The organism is Alteromonas sp. ABE4_545 (assembly GCF_056161325.1).
In genome coordinates this window covers 83593-106259 of the sequence record NZ_JBSWYY010000001.1, presented here as the reverse complement: position 1 = coordinate 106259, position 22667 = coordinate 83593, and the positions used below count along the sequence as shown (strand labels likewise).

Genomic DNA, 22667 nt, shown 5'->3' with positions numbered 1-22667 from the left:
CCGAGCGCTAATGATCAGCTATCAGCCCATGTTGTTTCATCACGCTCGTGATTTCTTTTATGCTGTCGGGGTCGTCTATGGTCGAAGGAACCACTACCTCTTCGTTGGCTGCAATTTGACGTAGCAATTTCCGCAAAATCTTACCTGATCGTGTTTTGGGTAAACGCCCCACTACAATCGCTTTTTTAAAACAGGCAATAGGACCAATATCCTTTCGCACTAATTCAACCAGTTCAGCTTCTAATGCCTCTTCATCCATATCCACACCGTCTTTCAACAGTACTAACCCGATGGGTATCTGGCCTTTCAAATGATCATGCACGCCAATAACCGAACACTCAGCGACAGCGTGATGAGCAGCCAGCACTTCTTCCATTTCACCGGTCGATAATCGATGCCCTGCTACGTTGATAACATCATCAGTGCGACCCATGATATACACATATCCATCGGCATCTTTATAGCCACCGTCACCGGAGCAATAATACCCTGGGAATTGTGTTAAATAGCTTTGCTTAAAACGGGCTGTATCACCCCAAATAGTTGTTAGACAACCTGGCGGCAAAGGTAACTTGATTGCTATCGCCCCTTGTTGGCCATGCGCAAGTTCATCGCCCGACGCATTCAATACTTGTACATTAAAACCAGGGACAGGTACGGTGGAAGAGCCCGGTTTAGGTGTGAAATCAGTTAGCCCTGTGGGATTTGCACAAATTGGCCAACCCGTCTCTGTTTGCCACCAATGGTCGACAACTGGCTTAGCCGTTTTTTCAACGGTCCATAAATAGGTGGGTGGATCTAAACGTTCACCAGCCATAAAAATAGTTTGTAAACTTGTTAGGTCGTACTGCTCAATTAATCTTCCTTCGGGGTCTTCTTTGCGAATAGCTCTAAATGCTGTTGGCGCGGCGAAAAGAATATTAATTTTGTACGCATCAACCATACGCCAAAATGCCCCTGCATCAGGGGTTTTAACCGGTTTCCCTTCATACAAGACCGTTGTCGCGCCAGTCAATAAAGGGCCATAAACGATATACGAATGGCCAACTACCCATCCCACATCAGAAGCCGCCCAAAACACTTGATCAGGCGATAAGTCATAAATCGCCGACATCGAATACTTCAACGCTACCGCATGCCCGCCATTATCACGAACTACCCCCTTTGGTTTTCCCGTCGTCCCCGATGTATAAAGAATATAAAGTGGGTCGGTCGCTTTCACCGCAACACAGTCTGCAGGCTCGGCAACGGCCATAGCTTCAACCCAATCAATGTCAATGGAGGGGTTAAGGGGAGCGTGTAATTCCTCTCGTTGCAGTACAATACAACATTCAGGTTTTACCGCAGACAGCGCTATCGCTTGGTCAACCATAGGCTTGTATGGCAAGGTCGTGTTCACTTCAACCCCACATGAAGCAGTAACTATCACTTTCGGTGCCGCGTCTTCAATACGCACGGCTAATTCGTGAGGCGCAAAGCCGCCAAAAACAACAGAATGTACGGCTCCGAGACGAGCTACCGCTAGCATCGCAATTACTGCTTCTGGGATCATCGGCATGTAGATGATCACTCGCTCACCTTTATCAACGCCTTGTGCTTTTAATACGCCGGCAAATCGAGCAACCTCATCTCTTAGCTCCGCGTAGGTAAACTGCTTTTTCTTACCCGTAACGGGCGAGTCGTAAATCAACGCGGTATGGTTTCCCCTGCCATTATTAATATGGTAATCAAGGGCCAAATAAGCCGTATTTAGTTCACCATCAACAAACCAACGGTCAAGGTTGTTGTCGTCTTTTGCTAAAATCGTTGTTGGAAATTGGTACCAATCTAGCGCTTCAGCTTGGTGTTTCCAAAACAGTTCTGGCGAGTGTATCGAAGCCTGATAGTCTCTCTTGTAAGTCATTATTATTTCACTCAATGGGTGTAATTACGTCAAATCATGAAACCATTCATGAAAACTTTAACTACAACTTACAATAATAGAGAACAAAGAATTTGCAGATAAGACGATAGCCTTATAGGTTGGATTTCATGCCAGAGCTTGAGAGAGATCAAACATCCGGCATGAACTAACTATCTGTGGTAGACGGTAATAGCTTTTCCTTCAGTAAAGCAAACCACTTATCTGCTCGCATTGGACGGGCCAAATGATAGCCCTGAAAAATTTCACATCCGCGCTGACTCAAGTAGTAGAGCTGATAGCTATTTTCGATCCCTTCTGCCACCGTGCGTACTTTTAGTGCATGAGCCATGTCGACAATTGTGTTAACGATAGGCACATCTTCGGCATTAAAGTTAATTTCGTCGACAAAATAACGGTCGATTTTCAACTCAGAAATAGGCAGCTCTTTGAGGTAACTCAAACTCGAATAGCCAGTGCCAAAATCGTCAATAGAAAAGCTAAAACCATATTCTGACAAGCGTTGAATACGCTGACGCACTAAATTAATACTGCTCACTAAGGTTGTTTCAGTTATTTCTAACACCAGCGAAGACGGTAAGATATTCCACTGTTTGGTAATCTCAAGCAGGCGCTTGCCAAATTCAGGCCGCGCAATATGTCGACCACTAATATTGACGGCTAATTTGGTGTCTAGGCCGTCTTTTATGCACTTCGCGAGTAACCGGCACGCTTCATTCAGCACCCAGTAACCAATATCAACAATGGCATCGCTGTCTTCGGCAATAGGAATAAATTCACCTGGGCTAATCATGCCCAGAGAATGATGCTCCCAACGCAACAATGCTTCGGACGCTACAAGGTTACCAGCCGCATCAAATTGAGGCTGCATTAACAAGTAAAATTCGTTGTGACACAGGGCGTGACTGAAAGACTGACTGATAAGATTATGCCGTTCATAATCTGCAAACGCCGACTTTTCTAATGTAAGACGCCCGCCGTGCCCTTGGCTTTTCGCTCGCTTGCGACCAAACTCCAAAATACCAATGATTTTTTCGTAACTCGCCGTTTGACCATCCACATATGCGGTAGACATAGCCGACGTGACAGTATGAGAGTGCGAGTGAATAGACATCTCATTGAGCAACTCGCTGTGCAACGCCCACTCCATCGAGCTTAATCGGTGTTGCTGTTGCAAATCTGAGTTAATTACAGGTGTTTGCTTTAACAACAAAAAATTATCGCCGATCCCACGGTAAGCCTTGATTGTATCTGGTAGTTCGCGTTTGATCCTGTCAGCTAAGGTTTGCAGAATATAATCGCCGGTTTCTTTACCGTAGGCCAAGTTGTACTGAGCAAAATTGTCTACATCGATAATGCAGCAGTAGATATCACCATTGACCTTTTTCACTTTTTTAATCACATCATGAACGTCTTGTTCAAAGGATTTTAAGTTCGGCAGTTGGGTTAAATCATCAAAATAAGCGATGCGATAGATATTATCTGTCGCTTGTTTTCGCTCAGTAATATCACGAATAATACCGATAAATTGGCGTTGATTGTCTTGCTCGACTTCAGACAAAGAAAGCTCGACAGGAAATTCGCTACCGTCTTTGTGTAACGCCATAGCCTCTCGACCAATACCGATGATACGCGCATCACCAGTTTTTAGATATCGACTTAAATAATTGGCGTGATTTTGCGCGTACTCAGCGGGCATGAGCATAGAAACATCAGCCCCCATAATTTGTTCTGGCAAATACCCAAAAATAGACTCTACAGCTTGGTTGGCAGTGATAATGGTACCGTATTCATCTATCGTCACAACCGCGTCGTTCAGGTTGTCTAAAATTGCCGCCAAATAAGACGTGTAATTATGTGCTGTTTCCAACAGGCGATACTGCTCGGTAATATCTTCAAGTGCACCAAATACATGGGTGACTTTGCCGTTAAACCGCCGAGACTTTCCAGTCGCCTTTACCCACTTCTGCTTGCCACTGGCTGTAATTAACGGCCCTTCATGCTGATAGGTTCCACCTTTTTCTACAATGTTGCTGAATGCCGTGTAAATATCTTTGCGCGCCGTTTCAGGGAAATACGCCATCGCCTGCGCGATGTCGATTTCTGAGCCGACAGGAAGGCCATACAAATGGTACATTTCGTCAGTCCATTTGATTTGCTTGGTCTCTAGGTCGACTTCCCAGCCTCCTGTTTTGGAGATTTGCCCGATCTCATTGAGCAAATCGATTTGCTCGGATTCTGCTGACACGAATACCGATTTGGGCTTTTCTATTGCTCTAACCAAATCGAAAGCGATGCTATTGGCCGCCATAGTCAGCGAGGCACTCATCACATCACGCTCTTGTATGGGTTTGTTCGTCCAATGTAGTAACAACCCTAAGCAAATTCCCTCAGGGGACTGAATGGGTGTAGCGATAAGCGATTCGGATAAATGATGACTCTCGCATCCGTTAATCGTTACTTTCGGTAAAGAAACAGCTACACCGTTAAGTAAAACCTGTGCGTCTGTACTGGAAAAAGCGATGGGTTTGTCGATGTAGGTCGTATTTTCTATTTCGCCGACCACAATGGTTTGCGGATGCAAAAAACGGTTTACCGACACCAAGGCACTACCCACACCTTGATTAATTGTATTTATTTGTCTGAGTACCGACAACACGTTGTCTTGCGACAAGGTGATAAATGGGTTTTCACTACCACGAGCGTCGAGCATAGATCGCTCTCCTTTCGAAACTACCACAGTGGATAACACATCATCCTTTTGAGCAACATTGGCTCACCCGAACTCGACGTGAAGATTAATCTTAAGATTAGAAAATAAAGGAAGTTTTTGCTAAAGGCAACCCAAGTAAATAACGCGAAAAGATGTGCGTTACTCTTCGAGGTTGCCCCAACAACTAAAAGCAAAACGATGAATTAGTCTTTGTATGAATCGTGGCAAGATTTACAGCTGGCTCCCACTTTCCCAATGGCGGCTCGATATGTACTTTCATCGCCCGCTTCTACGGTTGCTTGCAAAGCTACCGCGGCACTGCGAAGCGCTTCAATTTTGTTAGCGAAGTCTTCGGGGTTTTCCCACACCGCGTCTTTGGCTTCGGTGTGTACGTCAAACTCTCGGGTATCAACAGCCATATAATCACCCAACATATTCGCAAGCTGCTCTAAACGCATACCGTTAGTCATGAGTACCGCTTCGTCCATCGGTAGTGCGCCTTTTGCCATTCCACCTAAAGGCGCCATATTACTGCGAATCAATTGAAATACTGCTTCTCGATAGGTCACGGCAGCTTCTGCATGCTTTTGCGATGAAGCTGGCTCAGCAATGGCCACACCTGATAGTGCCATTACCCCTGCCATTGCGCTGATGCCCGTTAGCATTAATTTTTTCATTGGGTCTTGTCTCCGTTTGATTCAGTCAGTAACCGATCGTTACCGCGAATTTGCCTGTTTTTGAGTGTATTTAATTATCTAATTTATAAACTTAAGTAAAAACTGCAACTTGAATTTAACCTTAATAATAGTGGGTGATATACATTGAGGATACAAGTGCAGATACGATAAGCCCTCCAAGAGGAGGGCTTAATGGTTTATTTTTATTTGACGGTTCTCTCGTCATTCAAGCATAGAGCTTAATTGGTAAAGTCGTCAAAAAACTTCTTCACGCCGTCAAAGAAACCTTGTTCTTTAGGGCGATGTTTCGCCGCGTCAGTACCTTTACCCATTGAGTCATCCAACTCTTTGAGCAGCTCTTTCTGACGCGCTGATAAGTTAACTGGCGTTTCCACCACAACCTTACACAACAAATCACCAACACTACCGCTGCGTACCGACTTCACGCCTTTACCACGCAAGCGGAACATACGGCCTGTTTGTGTTTCAGGGCTCACTTTAAGCTTCACTTTGCCTTCAAGTGTTGGCACTTGTAGCTCGCCACCAAGGGCTGCTGTAGTAAAGCTCAGTGGTACTTCACAGTAAAGGTTATTACCGTCACGAGTGAAGATATCGTGCTCACGTACGTGAACCTGAACATACAAGTCGCCCGCAGGAGCGCCGTTTTCACCAGCTTCACCTTCTCCAGAAAGTCGGATACGGTCGCCAGTATCCACACCCGCTGGAATTTTAACAGAAAGCGTTTTGGTATCTTCTGTACGGCCTTGGCCTCGGCAAGAGGTACAAGGATCACTAATGATCTTCCCTTTACCCGAACAGGTTGGGCATGTTTGCTGTACGGCAAAGAAACCCTGACGCATTTGAACCTGACCATTACCATGACAGGTTGGGCACGTTGTGGGAGACGAGCCTTTCTTCGCGCCGGAACCGTGACAAGAATCACATTCCACCAAGGTTGGCACGCGAATTTCTACTTCTTTTCCACGAACCGCTTCTTCAAGGGTCATTTCCAAGTTGTAGCGCAGATCTGAACCTTGACGAGCGCGAGATTGACGGCCACCACGGCCACCGCCAAAAATATCGCCGAATACGTCACCGAAAATATCGCCGAAATCAGCGCCGCCGCCGAAGCCGCCGCCCCCACCACGATTAGGATCAACGCCAGCGTGACCATACTGGTCGTATGCCGCGCGCTTTTGAGAGTCGGTCAGTATTTCGTACGCTTCCTGAATCTCTTTAAATTTTTCCTCTAGGGCTTTGTCGCCCTGGGTGCGGTCGGGGTGATACTTCATCGCCATCTTTTTGTACGCTTTTTTAATATCGCGTTCGCTGGCGCTTTTCTCTACCCCAAGCACTTCGTAGTAGTCTCGTTTTGACATATCGCTACTTATTCCTACCCATCGTTACCAGATGTCATCAATACTCAGTATTTAATCACACCTTTAAATTTGTGTCTCTGTTAACACAACAAAGGCGCAACAAGCTAGCCTGCTGCGCCTGAGTGTTTCTGCGAACACCACTCACTTTACAGCAAGTGGTTTATCTCATCGCAGATTACTTTTTGTCGTCGTCTTTAACTTCTTCAAATTCAGCATCAACAACGTCATCTTCAGGCTTAGCATTTGCTTGTTCAGCACCTGCATCAGCACCACCAGCCGCAGCTTGTTGTGCTTGTGCCGCTTCCATCAACTTAGAAGATGCTTGAATGAGTTCTTGCGTCTTCGCTTCGATTTCCGCTTTGTCTTCGCCTTTGCTTGCTGTTTCAAGAGCAGAAACCGCAGCTTCAATTGGTGCTTTATCGTCTGCACTCAACGCGTCACCAACTTCTTCAAGTTGCTTGCGTGTTGCGTGAATCATGCCGTCAGCTTGGTTGCGCGCTTGAATCAGTTCTTCGAACTTCTTGTCTGCGTCTTTGTTCGCTTCCGCGTCCGCTACCATTTTTTCGACTTCTTCATCACTCAAGCCAGAAGACGCTTGAATGGTGATCTTCTGCTCTTTACCAGTGTCTTTATCTTTCGCAGACACGTGTAAGATACCGTCAGCATCGATATCGAAGGTTACTTCGATTTGCGGTACACCGCGTTGAGCAGGACGAATACCTTCTAGGTTGAACTGACCAAGCGACTTGTTGCCTTGTGCTTGCTTACGCTCACCTTGAAGTACGTGTACTGTTACCGCAGACTGGTTGTCTTCAGCAGTAGAGAAGGTTTGCGACTTCTTCGTTGGAATCGTCGTGTTCTTCTCAATCAACACTGTCATCACGCCGCCCATGGTCTCGATACCAAGAGATAGCGGTGTAACGTCAAGTAGTAGTACGTCTTTTACTTCACCAGCAAGTACACCACCTTGAATCGCAGCACCTACAGCAACCGCTTCATCAGGGTTAACGTCTTTACGTGGCTCTTTGCCGAAGAATTCAGTTACGTATTTCTGAACCAAAGGCATACGAGTTTGACCACCAACAAGAATGATGTCGTTGATGTCGCTTACTGATAGGTCTGCGTCAGCAAGAGCTTGTTTAACAGGCTCAAGAGAGTTTTTAACCATATCTTCAACCAAAGACTCAAGCTTCGCGCGAGTCACTTTGATTGCCAAGTGCTTAGGACCAGTAGCGTCAGCAGTGATGTAAGGCAAGTTTACTTCTGTTTGTTGTGCAGAAGACAACTCAATTTTTGCCTTTTCACCCGCTTCTTTCAAACGCTGCATCGCTAGCGGATCTTTGCGCAAGTCGATACCTTGGTCTTTTTTGAACTCGTCAACAAGGTAGTTGATCATGCGGTTATCGAAGTCTTCACCACCAAGGTGAGTATCACCGTTGGTTGCCAATACTTCGAAGGTGTGCTCGCCGTCAACTTCGTCAATTTCGATGATAGAGATATCGAATGTACCACCACCAAGGTCATAAACTGCAACAACGTTGTCGCCTTGCTTTTTGTCCATACCGTATGCCAACGCCGCCGCTGTCGGCTCGTTGATAATACGCTTAACTTCTAGACCAGCGATACGGCCAGCGTCTTTTGTTGCTTGACGTTGAGAGTCGTTAAAGTAAGCAGGAACAGTAATTACTGCGCCAGTCACTTCTTCGCCAAGGTAGTCTTCTGCTGTCTTCTTCATTTTCTTGAGTACTTCAGCAGAAATTTGCGGAGGCGCCATTTTGTCGCCTTTTGCTTCTACCCACGCATCACCGTTGTCAGCTTTAACAATTTTGTACGGCATGATGTCAATATCACGTTGTACTTCTTTGTCTTCAAAGCGACGGCCGATAAGACGCTTGATTGCGAATAATGTATTAGTTGGGTTAGTCACAGCCTGACGTTTTGCCGGCTGACCTACTAGGGTCTCACCGTCGTTTGTGTAGGCGATGATTGAAGGGGTGGTACGATCACCCTCTGCGTTTTCGATAACGCGTGCTTTGTCGCCGTCCAAAACTGCGACACATGAATTCGTTGTACCTAAATCGATACCAATGATTTTACCCATTACGTGTCTCCAAAAATTCTGTTAATGCTGCACTTTTAGTGGGGTTATAGCCCTTGATTTTCAATAGTGTCAGCAAAAATTTTCCAAAAAAAATGACTTATGCTTGTGTATCTACGCCGCTTTCTGGCGCGCGAGAAACCATGACCATAGCCGGACGCAACAAACGACCGTTTAACTCGTAACCTTTTTGCATCACTGCCATTACGGTATTCGGTTCCATTTCTGCACTTTCTTGCATCGACATTGCCTGATGCAATTCAGGATTAAAGGCGTCGCCCTGCGGATCAATGGCCTTCATTCCGAATTTTTCAATAGCGCTATTGAAAGTTTTTAGCGTCATTTCTACGCCTTCCAACAACGGCTTCACCTGATCGTTTTCAGCGTCGCTCATTTGAATAGCGCGCTCGAGGTTATCGATCACGGGCAACAACTCGTTCGCGAAGCGTTCAAGGGCAAACTTTCTCGCCTTTTCTACTTCAGCATCTGCACGGCGGCGTGCGTTTTCCATATCAGCACGTGCGCGCAACACAGATTCTTGTTGCTCTTTAACTTTGGCATTAGAGGCGAGAAGCGCAGCTTCAAGCTCGGCGATGCGTGCTTGTGCTTCGTCTTCGCTACCTGCTTCGATAACTTCTACTTCTTCAACCTGCTGAGCCTGATCTTCTACAACTTCAGCAGCTTGCTGTTGTTCTTCTGTCTGCATGTCGCGCTCTTCGCTCATGCCTACCTCCACCTGTGATTTTTACATAGCAAATTTTCCAATGAGGCTATTTATGGGGTTTGTTTGTGCGCCTTCAAGTGTATCCACAATTTTTTTATGGACTCATTGCCATAGTACCAAGGTGCTGTACGTGTTTTTGTCTTTTTATGCTAGGGTAAACCTGTGTTTTTAAAGAGATATCGAGAAAATGCTAAGCATATGGACGGTGGGAACAATCGTCGTTATTTATCTGGGAATTTTGTTCCTTATTGCATTTTGGGGCGACAAACGCCTACGCGATAACCAACAGCACCCAGTTTTGTACAGTCTAGGACTCGGCGTACACTGTACCTCTTGGGCTTTTTTCGGCACCACAGCACAGGCCGCTGAATACGGCTGGGCACTATTTCCTACTTATGTGGGCATTGCATTTGTGATGCTCTTCGCCTACCCCGTCATTTTGCGTATTAGCCGACTATGCCAACAACACAATATCAGCTCACTAGCAGACTTTATCGCCCTCAAGTACAAACAATCACACTTGTTAGCAGCCCTGATCACCTTGTTGTGCTTTGTCGGCGTAGTGCCTTATATCGCGTTGCAACTCGATGCCATTACCGACAGTATTAATTTGATCACGCCCACCAGCGAGGACAGTTCCAGTACAGTGGGTTTGTATGTGGCTGCGCTAATGGCCCTGTTTGCTATTTTATTTGGTACCCGCACACTTAACCTCACCGATAAACACCCAGGCTTACTACTCACCATCGCCTTCGAATCCATTATTAAATTGGTGGGGCTAGTCGCTGTTGGCTTGTTTGTCTGTTACAGCCTGTTTGACGGTATATATGATTTGATTGCCAAAGCAGGCATGTCAGAGCAAGGCCGCACAATTTTGTACGCAGACAGCGGCGTGATTGTGTACATCACACACATCCTGTTAGGCATATGTTCCATGTTTGTATTACCGCGCCAGTTTCATATGAACTTTATTGAACTCAATGGCGAGAGTGAACTGCGTACAGCACGCTGGTTATTTCCACTCTATCTACTGGGCATGAGTCTGTTTTTATTACCCATTGCGTTAGCCGGGGCTTTGTTACTCGACACGTCCTATGTGAATGCTGAGGCTTACGTGCTTGCGCTGCCCTTATCGGTGGGCAATATTCCGGTTTCAGTAATGGCTTTTATTGGGGGGCTGTCGGCCACTACCAGCATGGTGATTGTGGCAACATTAGCGCTAGGGATCATGATCGCCAACAACGTGATCACACCACTGTGGTTAAAAATAAAACTCAAGGCCGACCCAACTCACTCCATGCAACCCGAGCGCATTTTAACTATCCGTCGACTCACGGTATTGGTGGTGTTGAGTGTGGCGTATTGGTATCACCTAAATGTGAGCCAAACCGCACCTTTGGTTAAGAGTGGAATTATTGCCATTGCCCTACTTTCACAAGCCCTGCCCACAATGATGTTTGGCTTATATTGGCGGCGACGTAGTAAAGCAGCTGCACAATTGGCCCTACTTGCAGGCTTTCTCTGTTGGGTCATGCTGTTACTTTACCCCAGTATTATGTCGAGCTATTACTTTAACCCCGTTCCGACCGACACTGAATTGGGCCTAGGTTACATGTTCAGCTTAACGGTAAACTGTGTGGTCTACGTGATCGTGGCACTTGTGCTACCGTCGTCAAATGAGGCGACGCAACACATCCCGACTACACAGGAAACAAAACCCGAGCTGGTTGTGAGGGTAAAAGACTTACTTCATTTAACTCAACGAGTACTTGAACCTGCTGTTCATCAAGCGTTAATCAATCAACTGTCGACAAAACTACCAGAAAACTCTTCTGGCTTTGCCAGCCAAAACCTACTAACTCGTGTTGAAAAGTTACTGACGACCCAGGTGGGCTCTCCGAGTGCACGTATCTTACTTACCGCCATTGCCGATACCAAGCAAGACACCTTACCCGAACTGGTTGAATGGGTGGAAGAAGCCTCGCAGTCGTTTCAATTCAATCACGAAGTGTTACAGTCTTCTGTACAAAATATTGAGCAAGGTATCAGCGTAGTAGACCAAAACCTGACCATGCTCGCTTGGAATGAACGCTATCTCACCCAATTTAATTATCCACCGGGTTTTATTAAAGTGGGGTTGCCCATTCACACCTTACTTCAGTACAACGCTGAACGGGGATTGTTAGGCGATGTTGACCATAATGCCGACACCATCAACGCTGAAATAGAAAAGCGTATTACCTACATTAAGCAAGGCAGCAGATACAAACACGTTAGAAAGCAGCGCGATGGCCGTGTAATCGAACTAAACGGGAGTCCTTTACCCGGCGGCGGCTATGTGACCACCTACACAGATATTACCGAATATATTGCAATTCAAGAGCAACTCAGTGAAGCCAAAACCAAACTCGAACAACGGGTGGCGAAGCGCACTGAACAGTTGCAACAAGCCAAGCTAGAAGCTGACAAGGCGAATGAAAGTAAAACTAAATTTCTCGCTGCTGCCGGCCATGATTTAATGCAGCCTTTTAACGCTGCAACGCTTTTTGCCGCTATGCTTGCAAACAAAGTTACGCAGCCTGATTTGCGTCCAATGACTGAAGGGTTAGTGAACTCCCTTCACAGTGCTGAGAGCCTACTCGGCATGTTGTTAGACATGACCAAACTCGACTCCGGAGTATTGACCCCACAGCGAGAAGAAGTAGCTGTTGATGCTGTGCTCGCTCCTTTGATTCAAGAGTTCGCAGTTATCTGCGAACAAAAGTCACTGACATTGCGTTACCAAGCTAGCAACGTATGGGTACAAACCGATAAAAAGCTGTTGCGACGCATTGTACAAAACTTGTTATCTAATGCTATTCGATACACCGAATCAGGTGCTGTACTGGTGGGAGTAAGGCGATTACCCAGCCAGCAAATCAGTATTTGTGTACTCGATACTGGGCCGGGTATCCCCAAACACCAACAGCACGAAATATTTAATGAGTTTCATCAATTGGAATCTAAGCACAACAACCAAGGGTTAGGGCTTGGGCTCACCATTGTTGAGCGTATGAGTCACTTACTCGATCACCCTGTGCAATTGCAATCTGAAGTAGGAAAAGGCACGCAGTTTCGGGTCATCCTCCCTCGCGTTACCCGTGGTCAATCATCAACGGAATCTACGTCTGCCCACAACCCAACGCCGACATCCGCGTTGCTGGCACATCGCACGGCTTTATTAGTAGAAAATGATGCGCAAATTACTGCGGCTATGGTGGCTCTATTGCAAGATTGGGGTGCCAGAGTTCTTAGCGCCAATAACCTAGAGAATGCAAAGCAGCAATGCGCCACACCTCCCGATCTTATTATTGTCGATTATCATCTCGACCACGGTGAAACGGGCACAGAAACGGCCAAAGCCTTACGTGAATACTGGCAGCAATCGGTGCCTGGTATTCTCAACACCGCCAATCGCAGTGACTCCATTCGCGATGAAGCGGCAGAAGCCGATTTACACTACTTGCCCAAACCACTCAAACCGGCTGCATTGAAACGCTTGTTGAAGCAAAAAATCAAATTTAATCAATAAACGGTGCTTAGGCTACTTCCTCAGCGCCCATCATCTGTTTAAAGAGCACGCCCGCTTTGGTGCGGTTGATCACCTGTAACTTTTTGAGTACGGCTGACACGTGTTGTTTAACGGTGGATTCAGAAATATCCAGTTCGTAAGCAATTTGCTTGTTCAACAAACCATCGGCCATGAGTTGTAGCACTTTGAATTGATGAGGGGTGAGCTGGTTAAGGCGTTCGGCAAAATCAGGCTGTTCTAATTGCTTCGCTTTGTTGATCGCTTCAATCATGTATTCAGGTAGCCAAGTCTCGCCTTCCAACACCTCTTCAACCGCATCGGCAATGGTTTCTAAAGGCGTTGATTTGGGAATATAGCCACTGGCCCCCAAACCCATTGCTTTACTGATCATTGCTGGATCTTCATCGGCTGAAACAATTACCACCAGCACATCAGGGTACTGGCTACGCAGAGTTTGTAACCCAACCAAACCTTGATTGCCCGGCATATTTAAATCGAGAAACACACACTCAACGTCTATCTCAGTATCGAGTATTGAAGCTGCACTTTGCACTGAATCCGCCTCAAGAATCCCGTCGCCGACTAAATCTACCAAGGCTTGCTTCATCGCGGCTCGAAAGAGCGGATGGTCATCGACAATCAAGACTTTGGTGTTCATGTGGTAATCCATTCTCAACGTTGTAAACAAACCAAAAACATATTAACCAATTATTAACACCCACCCAACCTTTTTTGAGGAAATAATCAGGCAAAACATCAGTTTTAAGCGTAGCAGATGGAATAAATTGTGTTGGATCGTCAGTCTATTGACGAATAAAAATAGTGGGAGGAACAAATGCGGTTGTTGACGAAAAAAAAGCGCCTAAACTTTTCAGTGTCGGCGCTTGAAAGAGAACACGGGAAATTGTTTAGAAGCGGTAGCCCACTGTTAAGTGAATGGTACGAGGATCGCCGTAATAACCGATTAACGTGTTGTCACCGCCTAGGCCAGGTTGATACTTAGAGGTATCAGATGGGTCAGTTGGATCAGGCGTAACAAACTGATATCCACCCACTAAGTATTCTTCATCGGTTAGGTTTTTACCATGAAGGCCTGCATACCAACTGCCGTCATCGCTCTGCCAAGTCACACTCACATTCACGATACCGTAGCCGTCTTGATTAAGCAGGTTATCTTGCTCAAACAACGAGTAATCGTCGCGGTAGTAGTAACTTGCGTTCACTACAAAATCACCCACTGACGACTCAATCAAATAGTTCGCCGCAAAGTTTGCGGTGTATTCTGGCGTGTTGGAAATTGAGAATCGGTCAGCAATATTCACCGAGCCTGATTCGGTCTCTTCAATCACGGTTTCAAACTCAGCATCGATATACCCCAATGCCAAATCAAAAGTCAGGTATTCAGAAGCGGCGTAAGTAATTTCAGCTTCAATACCCTGTGCGTTCGACTCACCTACGTTACCCAAAATTTGCTGTAAGTCGGTGGCACTCGCGCCGGCAAGCACAGAAATGTACTGACGATCTTTGTGATCAAGTGAGAACAAGGTCACGTTAGTACGCAAAGAATCTGTCCAGTCGGCTTTCATCCCTAGTTCGTAAGAATCAACAATCTCTGGATTAACTGCCGGTTCGTTGATGGTTGCACGCGGGTTAAACGTACCTGATTTAAAGCCTTGCGAGTAACTAGCAAACAACATGATGTCGTCAGAGTATTGGTACTCAAGACCCAAACGAGGCGTGAAGCGCGACCAGCTTTCTACTTTCGGCGCATCTAATGTGCCATCGCCGTCTGAATCTACACCCAATACTTGTGGCACTAACTGACCATCAGGGCGCACATAACCGTCAACCCAACCTGTAGACGGGTAAGTATTCGCGTATACCAAGCCATTGTTTACGTAGGCTGACTTTTCTTCGTCGGTGTATCGCGCGCCGACAGACATAGACAGCTTTTCACTGAAATCATAATTTAACTGCGTGTACACGGCCCAGCTTTCACTGTTGTTACAGCCTGTGACTTCACGAGTTAAACCCGGTAAGCCCAAAGAACGGCCGTATACGCCTAAAATAGCGTCGAAATTACCACACGACTCACCGTCGTATAAGTACACACCACTGACAAGAGAGAAGTCAGTGCCGCTGTAATTCGCTTGAATTTCATGGGTATCATTGCTGTCATCGTACTCGGCTGGTACATCAAAAATATCCAGAGGCGTGTTATCAAAGTCGATGTTAGTCGGAGAGTAACTCTCGCGGTGAGACCCCACATACTTCAACTCCATGTTGTCAGTGAGGTTGTAACGTACTAGCCAGTTGTACCCTTCAATTTCCACTTTATTCCATGTTGGCATACTGGTGTAGGAATCGTATTTGGAATCAGGCACGGGCGCATCGGTTAACAAACTGGGAAGCAATCGATAGCCCCCTTTCGCATTCGAGGTATCTTCGGTTTTATCCCAGCCAATGCGGAAGAATAAATCCTCGGTAGGGTGCACTTCTAACGTAAGGCGTGCCGCCCATAAATCTTTGTTGTAGTTCTCTTTATCTTGGCCATCTAGTGCTGAAACCAAATACTCACCAAAGCCATCACGGTTCAGGTTGGCATAGCCAAACCCGAGATAAACGGTATCGTCAATCAGCGGAATTTGGCCGGTAGTTTTAACGTCACGTTGACTGTAGCTGCCCACCGTACCTTCGAGGTTAAACTGCATATCACCCGACATTTCCTTGGTAACATATTTCACCGCTCCACCAATGGTGTTTTTACCGTAAAGCGTGCCTTGAGGCCCGCGAAGTACTTCAATACGTTGCACGTCGAGCAGGTCTAACACCGCGCCTTGAGGGCGAGCGATATAAACATCGTCTACGTAAATCCCCACGCCTGGCTCATAGCCCCACAATGGATCTTGTTGGCCCACACCGCGAATAAACGCGGTCAGTGTAGAGTTAGTGCCTCGGCTGGTTTGTAAGGTGGTGTTAGGCGAAAACTGCTGAATCTCAGTCAGTACACTGATGCCCTTTTCAGCAAGTTCAACCGACCCCACCGACGTGATGGAAACAGGCACTTCTTGCAAGGTTTCAACGGTTTTACGTGCGGTTACTTCGATGCGTTCGAGTGTTCCGCGTTTATTTTCTGTCGTGTCGGCGTCTTGTGCATGAGCAGGTAAACCCACACAAGCCATGGCTACGGCTGCGGCGCACAAGGTTTTGCTAAAGCTGTACTGAGTGTGTAAGGCCTGAGGCGTCGTGATTTGTTGTTTCATGATATGTGTCCCTATCGCTGATTTATCGTTGTTCACTGACTAAAGGCTGCGGTCGATAAATACTGTAGGCAACTTCCTCTTTCAGGTCTGTAGTACCATCGTACTATGGGCAAATTACTGATTGCCAGCCACAATCTGCTCACCTCTAGAGATCTGCGGTCACAGGTTTTTAGCAAGGAAATCATTATGTTGAGTTTAATAGGCTTGGTTGTAGGCCTGGCACTACTGATAGTGTTAACCATACGCGGCATGAACTTATTCATCGCCGCCCCACTCTGTGCGCTGCTGGTTGCATTGTGCAATGGCATTCCCGTTTTTGTCGGCGACGGCAACTTTGTTAGCGTATATATGAGTGGCTTCACAGGCTTTATCGCCTCATGGTTTTTTATGTTTTTACTCGGCGCAATATTCGGTAAATTCATGGAAGACACAGGTGCTGCGGATTCCGTTGCACGCTGGATAGTAGGCAAGCTCGGGCAAAAGCACGCGGTTTTTGCTGTTGTACTCGCTTGTGCCATTCTCACCTACGGCGGGGTGAGTTTGTTTGTGGTCGCCTTTTCGGTTTACCCCATGGCAGTGAGCTTGTTTAAAGATGCGAATTTACCGCGGCGCTTTATTCCAGCCACGTTAGCTTTTGGCTCGGTGACCTTTACGATGACCTCGGCAGGCTCACCCGAAATCCAAAACTGGATCCCGATTAAGTACTTGGGAACTTCCCCGTTTGCAGCGTGGGAAGTGAGCCTAGTCGTGGCCATTTTTATGGCGTGTTTCGGCTATTGGTGGCTCAAACGCATGATCACCAAAGCCGTAGCAAATGGCGAAGTATTTGAAGCGCGCGCCGCCGATCCTGAATTGAAAGAACGAGATTACCCTCACCCGTTGAGCGGACTATTCCCGTTGGTTGTGGTGCTAGTATTGTCTTTCTTACTCCACGATGCCCTTGGCCATCTAGCACTCATCGTGGCACTGGCGGGCGGCGTATTGTCTTTGATGGCAATCAACTTCCAGTATTTTTCAAACCTCAGCAATGCGATTAATTTAGGCACGACAGGCGCGTTAATTGCAATTGGTAACACGGCAGCCGTTGTGGGTTTTGGCGCCATTGCCAAGTCGACTGAGGCTTTTCAAATGACCGTAGAGGTAATGACTCACTTACCCGGTAATGAGCTGATTGGTGCGGCTGTTGCAGTGAGCGTGATTGCAGGGTTAACCGGATCTGCCTCCGGTGGACAAGCCATTGTTTTACCCTTGGTGGGGCAACACTATATTGACCAAGGTGTACAACCCGAGCAACTTCATCGTATTGTATCTATATCATCTGGTGCGTTAGACACATTGCCTCACAACGGCTATGTGGTCACCACCATTCGGGCTATTTGTCATGAAACACACAAAGATGCCTATTGGCCTATGGCTGCACTTACGGCCGTAACGCCGATGATAGGATTAGCCATTGCGATCACACTATTTAGCTTTGCCTAAGGATTTTGCATGAACAAAGCAGCCAAGCGGATGAATCAATGGGTGATAACCGTGTGCTTGATGCTCCTTGCATCGAGCACGTGCGCCACACCTTTGATTACACAAAAGCAGGTTTTTAACATTGATAACTTCACTACCTTTGGTGGTGAAGCCATCAAACATGTTAGCGTGGGTTGGGAAAGTTACGGCGAGTTAAACGACAACAAAGACAATGTGATCTTAATCACCCATTACTTTTCAGGTACATCACACGCCGCGGGTAAATACCACCCAGATGATCAACAAGTGGGTTACTGGGATGCCATCATTGGCCCAGGTAAAGCCATTGATACCAACAAATACTTTGTGATCAGTGTCGACACCCTAGCTAACCTCAACGCCAATGCGCCGAACGTGATCACAACCGGCCCAGCCTCGATTAACCCTGAAACCGGCAAACCTTATGGTCTCACTTTTCCAGTGGTGACAATTCGCGACTTTGTAAATGTACAAAAAGCCGTGCTGGAAAGTTTGGGTATTCGCAAACTCCACGCCGTAATTGGCCCTTCTATGGGCTCCATGCAGGCGATTGATTGGGCTGCAGCTTACCCTACTTGGGTAGAGCGCATGGTATCAGTGATAGGCACAGGGCAAAGCGATGCATGGACAACCGCAGCATTAGAGCAATGGGCCATGCCCATTAAGCTAGATAGCCATTGGCAAAAAGGGAACTATTACGACAGCGAACCACCTACGGCTGGATTGATTTCAGCCTTGATGGTAGTAACGCAACAAGCATTACACCCCGAGTTTTTTAATAAACAGGGTCAGCAATTGCATTACCAAAGCGTTGAAGAAGCGCCTTTGCACAGTATTTTAGCCAACCACAGTATTGTTGATTGGCTATACAAACGTGCTGCATCACGAGCCAATAGCATGGATGCCAATCATTTGTTGTATTTGGTAAGAGCCTGCCAACTCTTTGTTGCCGGTCATAAAGGGTCATTAAACGATGGCCTACTCAACATAAAAGCCAAGACGTTGTTTATTCCAGCGAAAAATGATCTCATACTCATGCCCTACGGAGCACAAGCTGCCCATCAATCATTAGCTGATATGGGTAAACACAGTGAATATGTGGAACTGCAAGGCGGATTAGGTCACCTTGAAGGGGTACTGGATATTGCTGAACAAGCCGATACGCTTCGCCGCTTTTTAAACGAATAGGACGCAACCATGAAATTATCTTTGTCATCGATGTTAGTGAGCGCTGTGTTTACTGCTACTGCGACTGCCGCCATCCCACCTGTGAATGTAGATATTGAACACATCACTGTTTCTGGCTTGTCATCGGGCGGCTACATGGCGAACCAATTTCACATCGCCCGCAGTGAATGGGTATCTGGCGCAGCCATACTCGCTGCCGGCCCTTATTTTTGTGCACAGGGTGATATTACTACCGCTCTTGGGCGTTGTGTGAACAAGTTTGAGTCTCCTATTCCACTAACAGAATTAACAAAACAAGCCGAAGCTTGGTCAAAAGCGGGCAAAATAGACGCCCTGTCGAATTTAAAAAGCAGCCGAGTATGGCTATTGCACGGCACCAAAGACGTACGCGTTATCAGTGATGTTAACAACGCGCTCTATCAGCAATACCAAGGCTGGGTAGACAAAGACAACCTAACCTATCTGAACACTCAGCCTTTTGCCCACGTCTTCCCTACAAACAAAGGTAGTGGAAATTGTACAACGTCAGAGACACCCTACATTGGCAACTGCGAGTATGACGCTGCGGGTGACTTGCTTCAATATTTACTCGGTAGTTTAAACAAGCCAGATGATAGTTTGTCAGGTGAAGTCGTGAGCTTTAATCAACAAGCATTAGCGGGCACAAATGCCGCCACCATGGGAGAAACCGGCTATGCTTATATTCCAGCGTCATGTAAAAAAGGCGCTGAAAACAGCGAGGGTACAGCCTGTAAAGTACACGTGAGTTTTCACGGCTGTAACCAATATGCTGGCGCCGTAGGTAAAGCCTATGTTGAGCAAACAGGCTTGAATGAATGGGCTGATGACAACCAAATTGTGGTGGTTTATCCACAAACGAAAAAATCCCTCTTTATGCCGTTAAACCCACAAGGGTGTTGGGACTGGTGGGGCTATACGGGGGCAGATTATGCCACCAAACAAGGCCCACAAATTCAAGCCGTTGAGGCGATTGTGAAAAGTTTGGCAAATTAGGAGGCGACAATGAGTCAATACAATATTTTTATTACCGGTGGTGCAAGTGGCATTGGTTTGGGCATTGCCGAATCGCTTGCAGGCCATGGTCATCATGTGATTTTGGCAGATATCAATCTTGATGCTGCCGAGTCCGCAGCAGCGAGTTTAAATGAAAAAGGCTTAAGTGCTTCGGCCATCCAAGTGGACGTATGTGATGCGGCACAAATTGCCCAGTTACCTGAAAAACTCAAAGATACGCCTGTCGACGTGCTAGTGAACAACGCCGGTATACAGCACGTGTCGAAACTAGAAGACTTCCCAGCAGAGAAGTGGCAGTTACTAATCAACATTATGTTGGTCGGCCCAGCATTACTTAGCCAAGCCTTTTTGCCTCATATGCGAGCGAATAACTTTGGCCGGATTATTAATGTAGGCTCTATTCACTCAGTAGTGGCCTCGCCTTATAAATCGGCTTACGTGGCAGCAAAACACGGCTTATTAGGCTTTGCAAAAACCCTAGCTCTTGAAACTGGAGATTGCGATGTAACCGTGAATACCTTGTGTCCGGCATATGTCAAAACGCCGTTGGTTGAAAAGCAAATTGCTGCTCAAGCCGCAGAAAATGGGATTTCTGAAGAAGACGTGATCAACAAAATCATGTTAGAACCCATGCCGAAAAAATCATTTATCAGTTTGGAAGAACTCGCCGACACCGCTGCTTTCTTGATCAGTAGCAGTGCGCGAAACATTACCGGCCAAACTATGATCTTGGATGGCGGCTGGACCTCTCGCTAATCCAGCATTTCAAAACACCATTGGAAGAAAGCTATCAACGCTTTCTTTTAATATTTTAAATGTGCTAATGTCGCCCACAGGCTTATTGATAAACCCTCATCAGTAAGCCTGTTTTTAATGGGAAGACAAGTGCATGCAATACAAAACGGTTGGACTCATCGGCAAAGCCGCGCACGAAGGTGCGCACGAGAGCTTAAACATACTTGCCGAATACCTGCACGCCAAAGGCTGTACGATTTTGGTTGAAGGGTCTGTTGCCCAGGAAATGGATAGCGATAACTACACCCTGAGTGATCTTGTCACCATTGGTAAAATTGCTGACCTTGCCATCGTAGTCGGCGGCGACGGTAATATGCTGGGTGCGGCACGAGTTCTCTCTCGCTTCGACATTCATGTAGTCGGTGTTAACCGAGGCAACCTTGGCTTTCTCACCGATATTCACCCCGACGATATCGTTCAGCAAATGGACCTGATTTTTGATGGTCATTGCACCGTAGAACAACGTTTTTTGCTAGAAGTGTCTGTGTATCGCCACGAGATTTTAAAGAGCAGCAATGCCGCCGTGAATGAGATTGTATTGCACCACGCAAAAGTGGCGCACATGATGGAATTTGAAGTGTATATCGACGATGCCTTTGTATTCAGCCAACGCTCCGATGGTCTGATTGTGGCAACGCCCACCGGCTCAACCGCTTATTCTTTATCGGGTGGCGGCCCTATTCTCATGCCTCATTTAGATGCCCTAACCCTAGTGCCTATGTTCCCCCATACCTTGAGCAGCCGCCCAATTGTTGTAGATGCTAACAGCAAAATATCCATGCGCGTATCGGGCAATAATACCGACAACTTACAAATCAGTTGTGACAGCCACATTGTTTTACCTGTGCTACCGGGCGATGAGATCCGCGTGCACAAAAATGCCAACAAGCTCACCATGGTGCATCCAAAAGATTACAATTATTTCAACGTATTGCGGAATAAGTTGAATTGGGGCAGCAAGCTTTACTAGCTATTCAGGGCTTTTAAAGCGTATTCTGGATCGGCATCCACGATTTTAAGTAACGCCCGAGCTGGCCCCGTAGGATGACGTCGCCCCTGCTCCCAGTTTTCAAGCGTGCGCTTACTGACCCCCATCACACCAGCAAAGCGACTCTGACTTAGGCCAGTCTTAGCTCGAATGGCTTTCACTTCAGGTTCGGCAAACTCAGTAACTCGCGTAGCTTGAGCCTTGCCTTGTATAATATCGTCAGCCTGCTCAACACTAACTAATAGTTCATTGAACATATCATCTTTCATAGTGACCACCTTTCCACAACAGTGCGCAAAGCCTTGAGCTGCGCATCGGTTAAACTCTCCTGAGTATTTTTGGGATAAACATAAACCATAAACAACTGCTCATCGGCGCTCATCCAGTAATAGATAACCCGCACACCGCCGCTTTTTCCTCGTCCCTCTAACGCCCAACGCAGTTTACGCAGGCCGCCGCTGTGTTTAATCACGCTGCCCATATCCGGCCGATTGACCAAGGCTTCTTGTAACCCCTTGTATTCATCATCACTCATCATTTCAGTAATGAGCTTGGTGAATATCGGGGTTTCTACAATTACCATGCAAACCTCATTATACGTCAATGGCGTATTCTGTCGAGTATTACCAGGCTCTCAATATCGACGACTCTTCGTCATATTGTTTATCCAAAGTATCGCCTAGTATGCTCAAATCTATCAATGTGATGAGACTATTACTAAAATCAAATCAATGACACTGCCTAAGAGAACCGTTGTGTGCTCCACCAACAGGGCCAACGGTGATACAACCACTTAGCCACTATTGGTAATAATT

General features: G+C 46.6%; 16 protein-coding genes. 6 read left to right on the top strand and 10 right to left on the bottom strand.

All coding sequences use genetic code 11. From position 1 onward, the window contains the following. Positions 1 to 7: 7 nt before the first annotated feature. The 6 genes from ACXAH6_RS00545 to grpE all read right to left on the bottom strand — a co-directional run bounded on the left by ACXAH6_RS00545 (position 8) and on the right by grpE (position 9512). A complete protein-coding gene (locus ACXAH6_RS00545; protein ID WP_474874676.1) occupies positions 8 to 1903 on the bottom strand; it encodes a propionyl-CoA synthetase in 1896 nt (631 codons plus the stop codon). A gap of 166 nt (positions 1904 to 2069) precedes the next feature. Beyond that, on the bottom strand, positions 2070 to 4634 hold the full coding sequence (locus ACXAH6_RS00540) for a sensor domain-containing protein (RefSeq protein ID WP_474874675.1): 2565 nt from the start codon (positions 4632 to 4634) through the stop codon (positions 2070 to 2072). A gap of 203 nt (positions 4635 to 4837) precedes the next feature. Continuing rightward, positions 4838 to 5311: a c-type cytochrome gene (locus ACXAH6_RS00535; RefSeq protein WP_474874674.1), complete on the bottom strand. Its 474-nt coding sequence runs from the start codon at positions 5309 to 5311 to the stop codon at positions 4838 to 4840. Between the two features lie 239 nt (positions 5312 to 5550). Beyond that, positions 5551 to 6690 (bottom strand): molecular chaperone DnaJ, encoded by a 1140-nt coding sequence (dnaJ, locus tag ACXAH6_RS00530; RefSeq protein WP_474874673.1) that lies wholly within the window; start codon positions 6688 to 6690, stop codon positions 5551 to 5553. Between the two features lie 175 nt (positions 6691 to 6865). Beyond that, the gene (gene dnaK / locus ACXAH6_RS00525; RefSeq protein ID WP_474874672.1) at positions 6866 to 8791 is read right to left on the bottom strand and encodes a molecular chaperone DnaK; all 1926 of its coding nucleotides are present in this window, start codon (positions 8789 to 8791) and stop codon (positions 6866 to 6868) included. 97 nt (positions 8792 to 8888) lie between these two features. Next, positions 8889 to 9512 (bottom strand): nucleotide exchange factor GrpE, encoded by a 624-nt coding sequence (gene grpE, locus ACXAH6_RS00520; RefSeq protein WP_474874671.1) that lies wholly within the window; start codon positions 9510 to 9512, stop codon positions 8889 to 8891. 187 nt (positions 9513 to 9699) lie between these two features. Here grpE and ACXAH6_RS00515 point away from each other — a divergent pair, with 187 nt between their 5' ends. Continuing rightward, positions 9700 to 13083 (top strand): PAS domain-containing hybrid sensor histidine kinase/response regulator, encoded by a 3384-nt coding sequence (locus tag ACXAH6_RS00515; RefSeq protein ID WP_474874670.1) that lies wholly within the window; start codon positions 9700 to 9702, stop codon positions 13081 to 13083. A 7-nt stretch (positions 13084 to 13090) separates the two neighbouring features. On the opposite strand, the gene ACXAH6_RS00510 is transcribed toward ACXAH6_RS00515, so the two are convergent. Further along, positions 13091 to 13741 (bottom strand): response regulator, encoded by a 651-nt coding sequence (locus ACXAH6_RS00510; RefSeq protein ID WP_474874669.1) that lies wholly within the window; start codon positions 13739 to 13741, stop codon positions 13091 to 13093. Between the two features lie 250 nt (positions 13742 to 13991). Beyond that, positions 13992 to 16346 (bottom strand): TonB-dependent receptor, encoded by a 2355-nt coding sequence (locus ACXAH6_RS00505; protein WP_474874668.1) that lies wholly within the window; start codon positions 16344 to 16346, stop codon positions 13992 to 13994. Positions 16347 to 16532: 186 nt separating this feature from the next. Between ACXAH6_RS00505 and ACXAH6_RS00500 the strand changes: the two genes are divergently transcribed. From ACXAH6_RS00500 to nadK, 5 genes are all read left to right on the top strand, one after another. Next, on the top strand, positions 16533 to 17828 hold the full coding sequence (locus tag ACXAH6_RS00500; protein ID WP_474874667.1) for a GntP family permease: 1296 nt from the start codon (positions 16533 to 16535) through the stop codon (positions 17826 to 17828). Positions 17829 to 17837: 9 nt separating this feature from the next. After that, positions 17838 to 19034, top strand: a complete 1197-nt coding sequence (locus tag ACXAH6_RS00495; RefSeq protein WP_474874666.1) for an E22 family MetX-like putative esterase — start codon at positions 17838 to 17840, stop codon at positions 19032 to 19034. Positions 19035 to 19043: 9 nt separating this feature from the next. After that, positions 19044 to 20048: an extracellular catalytic domain type 2 short-chain-length polyhydroxyalkanoate depolymerase gene (locus tag ACXAH6_RS00490; RefSeq protein ID WP_474874665.1), complete on the top strand. Its 1005-nt coding sequence runs from the start codon at positions 19044 to 19046 to the stop codon at positions 20046 to 20048. 9 nt (positions 20049 to 20057) lie between these two features. After that, complete coding sequence (locus ACXAH6_RS00485) at positions 20058 to 20825, top strand: 3-hydroxybutyrate dehydrogenase (protein ID WP_474874664.1); 768 nt, start codon at positions 20058 to 20060, stop codon at positions 20823 to 20825. A gap of 133 nt (positions 20826 to 20958) precedes the next feature. Next, on the top strand, positions 20959 to 21834 hold the full coding sequence (nadK, locus tag ACXAH6_RS00480; protein WP_474874663.1) for an NAD(+) kinase: 876 nt from the start codon (positions 20959 to 20961) through the stop codon (positions 21832 to 21834). Here the strand turns inward: nadK and nadS are convergent. After that, positions 21831 to 22121: a NadS family protein gene (gene nadS, locus ACXAH6_RS00475; RefSeq protein ID WP_474874662.1), complete on the bottom strand. Its 291-nt coding sequence runs from the start codon at positions 22119 to 22121 to the stop codon at positions 21831 to 21833. The two genes, nadK and nadS, sit on opposite strands and share 4 nt — an antisense overlap. Then, positions 22118 to 22435, bottom strand: coding sequence for a type II toxin-antitoxin system RelE/ParE family toxin (locus tag ACXAH6_RS00470; RefSeq protein WP_474874661.1), 318 nt, complete (start codon positions 22433 to 22435; stop codon positions 22118 to 22120). The genes nadS and ACXAH6_RS00470 overlap by 4 nt, the downstream gene beginning before the upstream one ends. Between the last annotated feature and the right edge of the window lie 232 nt (positions 22436 to 22667).